A 14,022-nucleotide genomic window follows, 5' to 3' on the forward strand; every position below is an offset into this window, starting at 1 on the left:
TAGGAGTTCAAGGTATGACACATCATCTGATTGTTCCGGGTGTTGGCGGCAGTGATTCGAATCATTGGCAATCTTGGTTACAACGCCACCTAAAGAACAGTTCACGTGTAGAACAACAGTGGGATCGACCTATTTTAACTGAATGGATCAAACGCTGGGTTCAGATGGTAAATCATATCCAAACGCCTATTGAAGTGGTCGCACATAGTTTTGGCTGTTTAACCAGTATTGCTGCATTAGCACAGCATCCTGAGCTTGCGGATAAAATCTCTAAATTGATTTTAGTTGCTCCCGCCAATCCTGCACGCTTTGGCGAAGCGGGGTTTGCTCAAAACAGTTCTAAAACCTATCAAGATTTTTTTGCCAAGATACGTATTCAAGTCCCCGCACTGATGTTAATGAGTGAAAATGATGCGTGGTTTGCCATAGATGATGCACGCCAAGCAGCAGCCCAATGGCAAATTCCAAGTATTAATTTAGGCCAAGTTGGTCACATTAATGTCGCCTCAGGGTTTGGACCTTTTCCTGAAATTTTTGACTATTTAGAGGCAGATTTACCAACAGCAGAGGCACGAATGCGCAAATTGACTCAGCCTTTATCCTCCTAGTATTCTTTTATTTGCCTATGACCAAGGTTGGTCATCACTGAGGTTTTCATGTCACAGCCAAAACGTGTCCTTCCGGGCTTTGGATTATCCTTAGGTTTTAGCCTATTGTATTTATCCATTATTGTATTCATTCCCTTATCTGCGGTTTTTATTAAATCGCTTGGCATTGGTTGGAATGGTTTTATCGACATTGTCAGTTCGGCACGGATTTTAAAAGCCTTGCAACTGAGCTTTAGCACAGCACTATTTGCCGCATTGATTAATGTTTTTTTAGGGTTATTGATTGCGTGGTGCTTAGTACGTTATCAATTTCCAGGGAAGCGGATTGTCGATGCGTTGATTGACTTACCGTTTGCGCTCCCTACAGCTGTCGCCGGAATTGCACTCACCTCGCTCTATGCATCTACAGGCTGGATTGGACAATACCTCGAACCTCTCGGCATTCATGTTGCATATACCCCCATTGGCATTACGCTTGCCTTGATTTTTATTGGCTTGCCATTTGTGGTACGTACTGTACAACCTGTGTTGGCTGACCTTGAAACTGAACTTGAAGAAGCGGCTTCTGCTTTAGGTGCAAGTCGTTGGCAAACTATTCGTCATGTAATTTTCCCGATTACCCTCCCTGCCATTTTTACAGGCTTTGCTTTAGCCTTTGCACGTGGTGTCGGCGAGTACGGCTCGGTGATTTTTATTGCAGGTAATCAGCCTTTTAAAACAGAAATTGCCCCGCTCATGATCATCTCACGCTTAGAAGAATACGATTATGCCGCAGCAACCACCATTGCGGTGATTATGTTGATCATCTCATTTGTGATCTTATTTGCAATTAACTTGCTTCAAGCATGGGCAACACGTCGTAGAGGGAGAGTAATAGCATGAATATTTCATCATCAAGCGATTATGCTCAACAATTACAATCCCGCGATGCAACACGAGAACCACTTTGGGTACGTTATCTATTACTCAGCTTGGCGTTAATTGTATTTTTATCGGTGTTAATTTTACCACTCATTTTGGTGTTTGTTGAAGCATTTCGCCAAGGCGTACAGGTGTATTTTGATGCACTGATCGACCCCGATACCCTATCGGCAGTAAAACTCACTTTAGTGAGCGCACTGATTGCAGTCCCGCTCAATGTGATTTTTGGTGTTGCGGCCGCTTGGGCAATTGCCAAATTTAGCTTCAAAGGTAAATCGTTTTTAACCACTTTGATTGATCTGCCATTTTCAGTTTCACCCGTCATTGCAGGCTTAATGCTGGTACTGGTTTTCGGAACACAAGGTTGGTTTGGCAGTTGGCTATTAGATCACGACATTAAAATTTTATATGCACCGCCTGCGATTATACTCGCCATCGTCTTTATCACCGTACCCTTTGTGGCACGAGAACTGATTCCTTTAATGCAAGCCCAAGGCTCGGAGGAGGAAGAAGCCGCTATTTTGCTTGGTGCTTCGGGTTGGCAAACTTTTTGGCACATTACGCTTCCCAATATTAAATGGGGCTTATTGTACGGCGTGATTTTGTGTAATGCCCGTGCAATGGGTGAATTTGGTGCAGTTTCGGTCGTTTCAGGACATATTCGCGGTGAAACCAACACCCTGCCGCTACATGTTGAAATTTTATACAACGAATACAGTTATAGCGCAGCGTTTGCTGTGGCATCGTTATTGGCATTTCTCGCAATTATTACATTAATGATCAAAACATGGGTTGAACTGCGCCAAGAAAAAGCCACTCAACTGCAACAGTCTGAATAATGGAGTCCACATGAGTATTCAAGTTAAAAATATCGAAAAAAATTTCGGATCATTCCATGCACTAAACAATATTAGCCTTGATTTCCCCGAAGGTGAACTCGTGGCCTTACTTGGCCCATCCGGCTGCGGAAAAACCACATTGTTAAGGATTATTGCAGGCTTAGAGTCGGCTGATGCAGGACAAATTTTATTGGAAGGTTCAAATGCCACCAACACTCATGTGCGTGAACGCCAAGTCGGCTTTGTATTTCAGCATTATGCACTGTTTAGACATATGTCTGTTTTTGAGAACGTGGCTTTTGGCTTACGGGTTCGCCCCAAAGCCACACGCCCGTCCGAATCTGAAATTAAAAAGCGCGTGCACGAATTGTTAGAATTGGTACAGCTTGACTTTTTAGCCAGCCGTTACCCCGCACAACTTTCGGGTGGGCAACGCCAACGTATTGCGTTGGCACGGGCATTAGCGGTTGAACCTCGAGTGCTGTTACTCGATGAACCTTTTGGCGCTTTAGATGCCAAAGTGCGTAAGGAATTACGACGATGGTTACGCCGTTTACACGACGAACTGCATATTACCTCTATTTTTGTGACCCACGACCAAGAGGAAGCCTTAGAAGTTGCCGACAAAATTGTAGTCATGAATAAAGGGAATATCGAACAAATTGGTTCACCTCGTGAGGTCTACGAACATCCTGCCACACCGTTTGTATTTGACTTTTTAGGTCAAGCCAATCGTTTTGAAGGACACAATCAACACGGCAAACTCATTTTAGGGGAAGATCAACTTTGGCTTAAAAACAACCAACCCCAAGGTCATTTGATTGCATTTGCACGACCACATGAGTTACAAGTACATGAACATGCTATTGAAAATGCCATTCAAGCCACTTTTATTCGGGAGCTTTGGGTTGCAGGCAAAATCTATTTAGAATTGAAAGATCGTCAAGGAAAAATGATTGAAGTGGTATTAACCGCCGAACAAGCCCAGAATAAATCCCTACAACCCAATCAAACCGTTTGGGTGAGTGCAAAGCAGTTACATTTATTTGAACATCCTGCGGCTTAACAAACGTTAAGTCTATATAAAACAGTATTAGGTTGGTTAAATGCGATGAATTTTCAGCAATTAAGAATTATCCGAGAAACGGTTAGACAAAATTTTAATTTAACCGAAGCTTCTGCGGCACTATACACCTCGCAGTCGGGTGTCAGCAAACATATTAAAGACCTAGAAGATGAGCTTGGTGTACAACTGTTTGTACGTAAAGGCAAACGCTTGTTAGGCTTAACCGAACCGGGACAATCTTTGCTTGGCATTGTCGAGAGAATGCTGGTCGATGCCGACAACATCAAACGCCTTGCCGATGACTTTAATAAAGTAGATGAAGGTACACTCACCATTGCCACAACGCATACTCAAGCACGTTATGTGTTACCCCCGATTGTGAATCTATTTAAAAAAGAATTTCCTAAAGTTCATTTGGTGTTACAACAAGGCAGCCCAAACGAAATTACCGAAATGCTGTTACGTGGCGAGGTCGACATTGGCATTGCAACAGAATCTCTGACCACCGAAGATAATTTAGCGAGCGTACCGTATTACACGTGGCAACATAGCATTATTACGCCACACGATCATCCTTTGGGTCAATTAGACCACATCGATTTAGACGACTTAGCACAATATCCAATTATTACCTATCACGATGGTTTTACAGGACGCTCTAAAATTGACCGTGCCTTTGAAGCACAAAATTTAGATGTTGATATTGTGATGTCTGCACTCGATGCCGACGTCATTAAAACCTATGTTGAACTGAACATGGGAGTTGGGATTATCAATGACGTTGCTTATGACAAAACCCGAGATTATCGCTTACAACAAATTAAAACCGATTTATTTGGGCTAAATACGACGTGGATTGCGGTACGTAAAGGTCATTTATTACGAGGTTATGGTTATGCCTTTATTTCACTATGCTCACCCGACACTAATATTAGCGAATTAAAAAAACTCGCTTATCCTGAAAATTAAACTCTCAGCTTCATCATCACCTTACCTAAGCTTTACAAATCCACCATATTTGTAAAGCTTTTCTATATGCGCAGCTAAAACTGTTTTCACCTTCGAGAAATAGATCTTAATCCTCTAATCAATTTTTTAAAATTCAAACATAGTTCAAGCAAAAATTTAGCTTTATAATTAAATCGACATAGCGTAGGAACTGACAAACGATGTCTCACTATAAAATTCATGTTATCGATGTCAAAAATAATCTACAAAACTATATTTGGCTACTTGAACACACACCAACGCACGAGGTTGCCATTATTGACCCCACCGAAGCCGATTTAGTGTTTGACTACTGCAACCAGCATCAGCTCAAAATCCAGCAAATTTGGCTCACCCATTGGCACAAAGACCATGTTGGCGCGGTACCCACATTACTTAAACAGCAGCCTCATTTGCCTGTGTATGGACCACGGGAAGAACTGAGTAAACTTCCGTTTGTGTCACATCCCTTACATGACCAACAGCAGTTTAACTTTCACGACTTAGAGGTTGAAATTATTGCAGTTCCTGGGCATACGCTTGGGCATTTGGTCTACTACTGCGATGCTATTGCAAGTGCTTTTGTTGGTGATTGCCTCTTTGCAATGGGCTGTGGACGTGTATTTGAAGGCACATTTGAGCAAATGTTTCATTCTTTAAACCGCATTGCAGCCTTACCCGTAGAAACTAAACTATATTGTGCACATGAATATACGCTAAGCAATGCTCAATTTGCACGTAGTATTGAACCACACAACCTTGCATTGCAACAACGTGCCAATGAGGTTGAAACAATGCGTGTTTTAAATCAAATCACCTTGCCCACCACTGTTGGCATAGAACTAAAAACCAATCCTTTTTTAAGAGCAGAGTCTCTGGCTGAATTTATTCGTATTCGTAAACTGAAAGATGCGGCTTAACCAAATGCGCTATTGTGGAATTTAAGACTCAAAACAAACAATAGCGCCTGTTAAAATAAAAGCCAAAGAAATATTTACTTACACTAAGATCAACTTATCCACGCTTTCCCTAGACCTTATTATTTAAAAATAAATCATTGTTTATACAAATATTTTTAAACTTTAACATCACAATCTGTACCCTTTTTGAACACCTGTTACAGATGAGATACTTTTCTTCGTAAATATTAAAAATTATTCACTGAGTTACCCTTTAAAAAAGTAACCTGCATCCTTATAAATATATGTAACGATGACTCAAAGGAATTAGCCATGAAAAAAGTTGTAAAAGCAAAAAACCTAACTGCTTTTCGTATTTGGTTAGAAAAACTCGGCTATTCAGTAAAAAACTTAGCCGACAATAAGGGATTTACATTTTCATTTAAAAAAGAATATGGACTAGTCACCTGTGATTTATCGGGCAATACTTTAGCCGTGCAACTAGGTGAAGAATTTGAAGATCATTTAAAGGCTTAAACTAGATACCTCCAGAATGAAAACCCTACCCTGTTTTAGCATTATTTTTTTGGCTTTTTATCCAAACAAGATATTCCCATTCGACTTTTCATTTCCTGAAAAGTCGTTTTTTTAACGAAATTTTAAAAATTCACACTTTATATAATGAAAAGACTTGTAAATTAATAAAACAAATATATACTACGCGCAAATTCAATACGAGGAGACCCTAAGTGGGAAGTTGTTCGAGGTTATACTGTAAAGCGATTACACAACCTATTATCTGAGCAAGTACGTCAACTTAGGGCGGCTATCTTGCAACGAGATAGCTTGTCAACACCTTTATATTTAAATCTATTTTTTATTGTATCAACACTTATATAGTGTCTGTGCAATGCGCCCGCTTAGGCCTCCTCAAATCGGGGAGAAGCCAATGTTATTACATGCTTCCATATTAAAGCTTTTTAGTTTGCCATATTTTTGTGTATGGATCTTTCTTTTGCTGACTCAATATGCAAAAGCAAGCCCCTTACTCAATACGGATGACACCGCAATTGTCGCGGCACATCATTGCCAACTTGAATCAGCTATTGTCTCTGCTAAACAAGCAGATACAGCCTATCAAGTGAATACCGCCTGTCAGTTACTTAAAGGGGTCGAGTCCTCTATTGCTTATAGCGCAACCGACTCACATTCAACTGAAACCACTTGGTCAGCACAATTAAAAACTGTACTCAAGCCAATGGATCGTTGGGGCGTTGCGACAAGCTTACTATTTTCTCAAACTCAAACAGTCGATGGCAAACAAAATGATTGGTTCTTGAATGTACCAGTTGAATGGGCTGCATTGAATGAGCGAGTGCATGTTTATAGCAATATCGGCTATCAACATTCAGCAGATCAACCGAACTTGCTGCGCTGGAGTTTGGCGACTAACTTCGCTCTTACACCAAAAACCAGCATGAGCCTTGAAGCTTTTAATCAAGATCGACAAGCACCTCTAGCTCAAACAGTATTGCACTACACTGTTATTCCAGATTTATTCACCCTCGAGGCCTCATTTGGCCAACGTTTAGACGATTTTCGACAGCGATTTTTTGGCTTCGGACTGAGTTTTACGCCTTAAGTTTTCTCCCAAACTAACTTCACACTTTTAGTTTCTTAGCTGGCTTTATTTTTACTCAAATAGAGTCTGGACTTCGTATGCCTGAAAAAGGAGATCTTGAATGAAATATGATCTATGGCAACGTCTTTTTACTCGTTTTTTAAACACTTTTCACTTTAAGCGCTTTTTTGAACGTCATCGTTCATTTAAAGAATTACGCCAATCTAGCCATGCACAGCAAATTGGTCAAGCATTGACACAGCATTTAAAAGACTATGCACAAGCCGATGTAGACACAGTCTTAACACGCTTAAACACGCAAGCAGATGGCCTGACTGAAAAACAAGCCTATGATAAACAACGGACGATTGGGCTAAATGAAGTTGCTCAAGAAAAACCGTTACAGTGGTGGCAACATTTATGGTACTGCTATCGCAATCCATTTAATATTTTATTAAGCCTATTAGCATTGGTGGCTTATTTAACCGATGATGCAACGGGTGCAAGTATTATCAGCCTGATGGTTTTACTTTCAACGTTATTGCGTTATTGGCAAGAGGCAAAATCAAATAAAGCTGCCGATGCGCTAAAAGCAATGGTCACCAATACTGCAATGGTGTTACGTAGCGCAGTTAACAGCCAAGATCAGCTCTTGTTTAAGCAGCGTTATCATGTTGAAACGTCAAAATTAAAAGACATTCAATTTGAAATTCCGATTCAATATTTAGTTCCTGGTGACATTATTTTGCTTTCTGCGGGCGATATGATTCCGGCCGATTGCCGAATTTTAACCGCAAAAGATTTATTTGTTTCGCAAGCGGCAATGACTGGCGAATCAATGCCTGTTGAAAAATATGCAACACAAAAAAATGCCAATATTGATTCACCATTAGAGCTAGACAACTTACTCTTTATGGGCACAAATATTGTATCTGGTACTGCGCGTGCAGTCGTGGTCAGCACTGGAATTCAAAGCTATTTTGGTGCATTGGCGCATCGTGTCACCGCAACAGATCATACTGTTACCGCCTTTCAGCTTGGTGTGAATAAAGTCAGTTGGTTACTTATTCGCTTTATGCTGGTCATGGCACCCGTGGTTCTGTTTATTAATGGATTTACCAAAGGCGATTGGGGCGAGGCTGTACTATTTGCACTATCTGTGGCGGTGGGGTTAACTCCAGAAATGCTACCGATGATTGTCACCTCAACTTTAGCGAAAGGTGCGGTATTTTTATCTCGTAAAAAAGTCATTGTAAAACGCCTAGATGCCATTCAAAACTTTGGTGCGATGGATGTGTTATGTACTGATAAAACCGGCACATTAACCCAAGATAAAATATTTTTATCACACCATGTCGATATTTATGGTCGAAAATCACATGACGTATTAATGCAAGCCTTTTTAAACAGTTACTATCAAACTGGGCTTAAAAACTTACTTGACGTTGCCGTACTTGAAGCGGTTGATCAGGATATGAAGTTTGAGAAACTGCGCTATAAAAAGCTAGATGAAGTACCATTTGATTTCGAGCGTCGTCGCATGTCGGTGATTGTACGCACCCCGCAAAAAGAAGTGCGCATGGTCACCAAAGGTGCAGTAGAAGAAATTTTAAAAGCTTGTTCACATGTTGAAATTCAAGGCAAAGTACAGCCGTTAACCACACAAATTCAAAGTGAAATTGAAACAATCACACAGAACTACAACCGCGAAGGCTTACGTGTGGTTGCGGTGGCTTATCGCCAGTTTGATGCTGACCAAGATACTTTTTCGGTTCAAGACGAATGCAATTTAACCTTAATTGGCTATTTAACTTTTCTTGATCCACCGAAAGAGTCCGCTCGACCTGCGGTAGAAAAATTACATGCCTATGGTGTCGCAGTTAAAGTACTGACTGGTGATAATGAGTTTGTGACACAAAAAATTTGCCGTGAAATTGGTATTGCCCATGACAAAGTATTATTGGGAGGTACTATTGAACAACTTACAGATACAGAGTTGAAACAAGCGGTTGAAGAACATACCATCTTTGCTAAACTGAGTCCGATTCATAAAGAACGTATTGTAGATCAACTCAAAGCCAATGGCCATGTTGTCGGATTCTTAGGTGATGGTATTAACGATGCAGCGGCCATTCGCGCAGCTGATATTGGTATTTCGGTCGACACTGCGGTGGATATCGCCAAAGAATCTGCCGATTTAATTCTACTCGAAAAGAGTTTAATGGTCCTTGAAAATGGCGTTATTGAAGGTCGTCGCACCTTTGCCAATATGCTCAAATATATCAAAATGACCGCAAGTTCAAACTTCGGAAACGTCTTTTCAGTCTTGGTTGCTAGTGCATTTATTCCATTTTTACCAATGTTACCAATTCACTTACTGATTCAGAACTTACTGTATGATGTTTCTCAAATTGCCATTCCATTTGACCATGTGGATGAAGAACAACTTGAAAAGCCTCAACGCTGGCAACCTTCGGATGTTGGGCGTTTTATGGTGGTTTTTGGCCCAATCAGTTCAGTATTTGATATTTTAACCTTTTGTTTAATGTGGTTCGTATTCCATGCCAATACGCCTGAACAACAAACCTTGTTCCAATCAGGTTGGTTTGTGGTGGGATTACTTACGCAAACGCTGATTGTACATATGATTCGTACGCAAAAAATTCCATTTATTCAAAGCTGTGCAGCATTGCCACTACTGATGATGACGGTGATCATTTGCGCACTTGGTATTTTTCTACCGATGGGGCCATTTGCGCATTATTTTAAATTACAAGCATTGCCTGTCACGTATTTCTTATATTTACCGTTTATATTAATGGCCTATATGTGCGTGACTCAATTAATTAAACGCATGTATATTCGCCGTTATGGATGGCAATAATAGGTGTGATATGACATTGCAATTTTTAAACACAACCAATTTACCCAATATGCTGAATACCATTATCAGCTTAGCAACTGCCTTTATTTTAGGTGGATTAATTGGTCTTGAACGGCAATATCGACAACGTACAGCAGGCTTAAGAACCAATGTTCTTGTGGCTTTAGGTGCGGCAATATTTGTTGATATTGCAAATAATCTTTCAGGTGCTGATGGTGCAGTACGTGTAATTGCTTATGTTGTTTCTGGTATTGGCTTTCTTGGCGCAGGTGTAATTATGCGCCAAGAAGGCAATATTCATGGCTTAAATACAGCAGCAACACTTTGGTGTTCTGCTGCCATTGGTGCTGCGGCAGGTTCTGATTTAATTGTTGAGGCAATTGTTGCAACGGCATTTATTTTGGCTGCGAATACGCTCCTGCGCCCATTAGTGAATATGATTGACCGACAGCCTTTAGATGCCGACTCGGAAGTCACACATGTTATTTATTTGATTGCAGCAAAAGACCATCGCAAATTGGTCATGTATAAGCTAACAGAGATCTTGCATCACTTTAATTATCCACTCAAAGATTTAGATGTCGAACCTTTCGGTGATAATGATATTGAAATTGAAGCGACCTTAATTGCAAGTTCAATTGAACCAACGGAAATGAATGAAATTATTCAGCAGCTAAATCTAATGCCGCAAGTGCAACAAGCATACTGGGATAAAAATACCATGGCATAAATAGCTATATTTCAGACAATAAAAAACCCTAATCAAATGATTAGGGTTTTTAAAATTTTGGAGCGGGAAACGAGACTCGAACTCGCGACCCCAACCTTGGCAAGGTTGTGCTCTACCAACTGAGCTATTCCCGCAATAGGACGCATTATAAAGAGATTTAAATTCGAGTCAAGCCCAACTTCAATCAACTGCTGAATTAATCAGCACGTCGCCACAATGTGCCTTGACGGGTATCTTCTAACACAATGCCCTTTTCTAACAAATCCTGACGAATCGCATCAGCACCGGCAAAATCTTTGGCTTTTTTGGCATCACTACGTTGTTGAATCAATGCCTCAATTTCGGTATCTGACAAACTTAACGCGCTTTGTCCAATATCCGACTTCAAAAACTCGTCCACATCATGCTGAACCAAACCTAAAATATCGGTTAAATAACGCAATGTTGCAAAACTGATATGGGCAGCTTCTTCTTGCTCTTCTTTTAAGGCGCGGTTTAATTCTTTATTCAGTTCAAATAAAACAGCAAGCGCTTCTGCGGTATTGAAATCATCTGACATTGCCGCATTAAAACGCGCAATATAATCTTCATAGACTGGATGCGTTGGGTGTTGCTCCACACCAAAACGTTGTTGATAAGCTTTAAATGAATGATAAAAACGACTCAATGAGGTTTTTGCTTCTTTTAAAGCAAAGTCAGAGAAATTAATTGGGCTGCGATAATGTGATGACACAATAAAGTAACGAATCACTTCAGGATGAAATTTTTCCATTACATCACGAATGGTAAAGAAGTTGCCTAACGATTTAGACATTTTTTCGCCATCGACATTAATAAAGCCCACATGCATCCAATAATTCACATATTGTTCACCTGTTGCCGCTTCACTTTGTGCAATCTCATTTTCATGATGTGGAAATAACAAATCTGAGCCGCCACCATGAATATCAAAATGGTTACCTAAGCAGCAAGTCGACATTGCCGAACATTCAATATGCCACCCCGGGCGACCATTGCCCCACGGTGAATTCCATGCTGGCTCATTGTCTTTGGCACGTTTCCAAAGTACAAAGTCGAACGGATGCTTTTTCTCAACTTCAACATCAACACGTTCACTTGCACCGGCTTGCATGTCGTCTAATTTACGCCCAGACAAACGACCATACGGTTTAAATTGGTCAACTTTGAAATACACATCGCCATTTTTCGCCGCATAAGCACTGCCGTTATCGACCAAAGTACCAATCATACTTTGCATTTGGTTAATATAGTCGGTCGCTTTGGGTGCTTCATCGGGGTCAGCACAACCTAAACGGTGCGCATCCTCATTCATTGCGTCAATAAAACGTGTAGTCAATGCTTGAATCGTTTCGCCATTTTCATTGGCACGTTTAATAATCTTATCGTCAATGTCGGTAATGTTACGCACATATTTGACCTGCCAACCTTGGCTGCGCAAAAAGCGAATGATGTAGTCAAATGCAACCATTACTCGCGCATGTCCAATATGACAATAGTCATAAACCGTCATGCCACACACATACATGTCAATTTGACCTGCTTTTTTCGGTACAAATTCAACTTTTTTGCGTTGCTCAGAGTTATATAAAACAAAAGGTTGCATACGTCTTTTAAACACCCAACAAAGATAGAGCAATATCATAACTGATGCGCCTAACCTTCACCAAGTTTTATGCTAAAAAAATATATGCTTGTGAAAATAACATTTGAAAACGTGACTTTTGCCTAACTGTGCTAACATAGCTGAAATGATTAAACTTCTTGCCTAGTGAGATACACTTTTTTTATTTTTTCACATCGCACAATTGAAATTTTTCAAGGCAGCATAAAAAATAAAAAGATTATGGTATCTGCTACGCAGCTCTCTGTTTAAAGGTAATCTGCTGTGAATTTTCCACATACCCCTTCTCCTCTCGATTTTCAAAAAGTGGCAAAAGAAACCATTGAAATTGAAAAGAATGCGCTTGATATTTTAACAAGCCAAATTGATGACCGCTTTAGTCGTGCATGTGAAATCATTTTGCAATGTAAAGGACGACTGGTCATTACAGGAATGGGGAAATCTGGTCACATTGGCCGTAAAATGGCAGCAACCTTTGCCTCGACAGGTACACCTTCTTTTTTCATGCATCCGGGCGAAGCTGGTCATGGCGATTTAGGCATGTTGGTAAAAGGCGATGTCCTAATTGCCATTTCTAATTCTGGCAAAAGCGATGAAATTATGATGCTCATGCCACTGATTAAACATGTGGGCATTCCTTTAATTACCATAAGCGCCAATGACACAGGGCCAATGCCACAAAATGCAGATGTTGCGCTGACTTTAGGTGCCGCACAAGAAGCCTGCCCTTTGGGTTTAGCACCTACATCAAGCACCACGGCAACCTTAGTATTAGGTGATGCTTTGGCGGTAGCTTTGCTTGAAGCACGCGGTTTTACTTCCGATGATTTTGCACGTTCTCATCCTGCGGGGGCTTTAGGCAAACGCTTGTTATTACACGTAAAACACTTAATGCACACCGCTGATGAATTACCGAAAGTACGCCCTGAAACACCAATGAATCAAGTGCTATACGAAATAAGCAATAAGCGTTTGGGCTTAACCACCGTTGTTGATGAGCATGACACATTATTAGGCATCTTCACCGATGGTGATTTACGCCGTTTAATTGATCGCCAACAAGGTTTTGACGTCACACGCCCAGTGGCCGAAGTTATGACCAAACAGCCTGCAACGATTGATGCAGATATTCGCGCAGTCGATGCGCTTGAACAATTACGCGATAAAAAAATCAACCAATTTGTCGTGACGGATTCTGACAACAAAGTCATTGGCGTGATTGGTATGCACGACTTAATTGCAGCAGGAGTTGCTTAATGGCTTCGTATATTTTGCTTGAAAAAGCCCGCGATTTAAAAGCTTTGGTTTTAGATGTCGATGGCATTTTAAGTGATGGATTTGTCACGCTTACCAATACTGGCGATGAAATTAAATCATTTGATATTCGTGATGGTTTGGGCATGAAATTGGTGCAGCAAGCAGGCTTAAAAGTCATTATCATCACAGGACGTAAAAGTAATATTGTTGAAAAACGCATGTCCGATTTAGGCGTGGACTTAGTTTTTCAAGGCCGTGAAGACAAAGGTACCGCCTTACGCGAGGCTTGTGCAAGCCTTAACCTAAAGCCTGATGATTGCTTGTATATGGGCGATGATTGGCCGGATCTTTCAGCTTTTGCAATTGCAGGAATGAAAGTTACAGTTCCAAACGGTCACGGAGAAGTACGTAAACGTGCTGACTTAGTCACCCAAGCCATGGGCGGTCGTGGTGCAGTAAGAGAGGTCTGTGATATGTTATTACAAGCTAAAGATGTCTACCAAGACTTGCTTGAAAAATATTTAGCAACACCTTATTAATTTTTAAATGAACTTTGTTTGATACACTA

General features: G+C 40.7%; 13 protein-coding genes and 1 tRNA gene. 12 read left to right on the forward strand and 2 right to left on the reverse strand.

Annotation, left to right across the window (positions count from 1 at the left end):
- The first annotated feature begins 14 nt into the window (after nt 1-14).
- The 10 genes from FXN70_RS02445 to FXN70_RS02490 all read left to right on the forward strand — a co-directional run bounded on the left by FXN70_RS02445 (nt 15) and on the right by FXN70_RS02490 (nt 10,555).
- Entirely contained in the window at nt 15-608 is a 594-nt protein-coding gene (locus FXN70_RS02445) for an RBBP9/YdeN family alpha/beta hydrolase (RefSeq protein WP_324645862.1), read from the forward strand.
- Nucleotides 609-656: 48 nt separating this feature from the next.
- Entirely contained in the window at nt 657-1,490 is an 834-nt protein-coding gene (cysT, locus tag FXN70_RS02450) for a sulfate ABC transporter permease subunit CysT (RefSeq protein ID WP_324645864.1), read from the forward strand.
- Nucleotides 1,487-2,368 carry a sulfate ABC transporter permease subunit CysW gene (gene cysW, locus FXN70_RS02455; protein WP_324645865.1) on the forward strand — a complete coding sequence of 294 codons (882 nt, stop codon included), beginning with the start codon at nt 1,487-1,489 and terminating at the stop codon, nt 2,366-2,368. Before cysT ends, cysW begins: the two co-directional genes overlap by 4 nt.
- A 10-nt stretch (nt 2,369-2,378) precedes the next feature.
- Nucleotides 2,379-3,434: a sulfate ABC transporter ATP-binding protein gene (locus FXN70_RS02460; RefSeq protein WP_324645866.1), complete on the forward strand. Its 1,056-nt coding sequence runs from the start codon at nt 2,379-2,381 to the stop codon at nt 3,432-3,434.
- Between the two features lie 45 nt (nt 3,435-3,479).
- Complete coding sequence (locus FXN70_RS02465) at nt 3,480-4,403, forward strand: CysB family HTH-type transcriptional regulator (RefSeq protein WP_324645868.1); 924 nt, start codon at nt 3,480-3,482, stop codon at nt 4,401-4,403.
- 200 nt (nt 4,404-4,603) lie between these two features.
- Nucleotides 4,604-5,341 (forward strand): hydroxyacylglutathione hydrolase, encoded by a 738-nt coding sequence (gloB, locus tag FXN70_RS02470; protein ID WP_324645870.1) that lies wholly within the window; start codon nt 4,604-4,606, stop codon nt 5,339-5,341.
- Between the two features lie 312 nt (nt 5,342-5,653).
- Nucleotides 5,654-5,857, forward strand: coding sequence for a hypothetical protein (locus FXN70_RS02475; RefSeq protein WP_324645872.1), 204 nt, complete (start codon nt 5,654-5,656; stop codon nt 5,855-5,857).
- Nucleotides 5,858-6,335: 478 nt separating this feature from the next.
- On the forward strand, nt 6,336-6,962 hold the full coding sequence (locus tag FXN70_RS02480) for a hypothetical protein (protein ID WP_324645874.1): 627 nt from the start codon (nt 6,336-6,338) through the stop codon (nt 6,960-6,962).
- Nucleotides 6,963-7,194: 232 nt separating this feature from the next.
- A complete protein-coding gene (gene mgtA / locus FXN70_RS02485; RefSeq protein WP_420714359.1) occupies nt 7,195-9,825 on the forward strand; it encodes a magnesium-translocating P-type ATPase in 2,631 nt (876 codons plus the stop codon).
- Nucleotides 9,826-9,835: 10 nt separating this feature from the next.
- Complete coding sequence (locus FXN70_RS02490) at nt 9,836-10,555, forward strand: MgtC/SapB family protein (protein WP_324645881.1); 720 nt, start codon at nt 9,836-9,838, stop codon at nt 10,553-10,555.
- 58 nt (nt 10,556-10,613) lie between these two features.
- On the opposite strand, the gene FXN70_RS02495 is transcribed toward FXN70_RS02490, so the two are convergent.
- Nucleotides 10,614-10,689, reverse strand: a tRNA-Gly gene (locus FXN70_RS02495).
- 62 nt (nt 10,690-10,751) lie between these two features.
- Entirely contained in the window at nt 10,752-12,179 is a 1,428-nt protein-coding gene (cysS, locus tag FXN70_RS02500) for a cysteine--tRNA ligase (RefSeq protein WP_324645883.1), read from the reverse strand.
- A gap of 282 nt (nt 12,180-12,461) precedes the next feature.
- On the opposite strand from cysS, the gene FXN70_RS02505 reads away from it, so the two are divergent.
- Nucleotides 12,462-13,454 carry a KpsF/GutQ family sugar-phosphate isomerase gene (locus tag FXN70_RS02505; protein WP_324645885.1) on the forward strand — a complete coding sequence of 331 codons (993 nt, stop codon included), beginning with the start codon at nt 12,462-12,464 and terminating at the stop codon, nt 13,452-13,454.
- Nucleotides 13,454-13,993, forward strand: coding sequence for an HAD-IIIA family hydrolase (locus FXN70_RS02510; RefSeq protein WP_324645887.1), 540 nt, complete (start codon nt 13,454-13,456; stop codon nt 13,991-13,993). Before FXN70_RS02505 ends, FXN70_RS02510 begins: the two co-directional genes overlap by 1 nt.
- Nucleotides 13,994-14,022 lie beyond the last annotated feature (29 nt).

It is taken from the genome of Acinetobacter sp. MD2 (genome assembly GCF_035615575.1).
In the GTDB taxonomy this organism is placed as follows: domain Bacteria; phylum Pseudomonadota; class Gammaproteobacteria; order Pseudomonadales; family Moraxellaceae; genus Acinetobacter.

Excerpts from the sequence above, each read along its gene's own strand:
- cysS (WP_324645883.1), bottom strand. The coding sequence starts at position 12,179 with ATGCAACCTTTTGTTTTATATAACTCTGAGCAACGCAAAAAAGTTGAA.
- FXN70_RS02510 (WP_324645887.1), top strand. The coding sequence starts at position 13,454 with ATGGCTTCGTATATTTTGCTTGAAAAAGCCCGCGATTTAAAAGCTTTG.
- gloB (WP_324645870.1), top strand. The coding sequence starts at position 4,604 with ATGTCTCACTATAAAATTCATGTTATCGATGTCAAAAATAATCTACAA.
- cysT (WP_324645864.1), top strand. The coding sequence starts at position 657 with ATGTCACAGCCAAAACGTGTCCTTCCGGGCTTTGGATTATCCTTAGGT.
- FXN70_RS02445 (WP_324645862.1), top strand. The coding sequence starts at position 15 with ATGACACATCATCTGATTGTTCCGGGTGTTGGCGGCAGTGATTCGAAT.
- FXN70_RS02490 (WP_324645881.1), top strand. The coding sequence starts at position 9,836 with ATGACATTGCAATTTTTAAACACAACCAATTTACCCAATATGCTGAAT.
- FXN70_RS02460 (WP_324645866.1), top strand. The coding sequence starts at position 2,379 with ATGAGTATTCAAGTTAAAAATATCGAAAAAAATTTCGGATCATTCCAT.
- FXN70_RS02465 (WP_324645868.1), top strand. The coding sequence starts at position 3,480 with ATGAATTTTCAGCAATTAAGAATTATCCGAGAAACGGTTAGACAAAAT.
- FXN70_RS02475 (WP_324645872.1), top strand. The coding sequence starts at position 5,654 with ATGAAAAAAGTTGTAAAAGCAAAAAACCTAACTGCTTTTCGTATTTGG.
- cysW (WP_324645865.1), top strand. The coding sequence starts at position 1,487 with ATGAATATTTCATCATCAAGCGATTATGCTCAACAATTACAATCCCGC.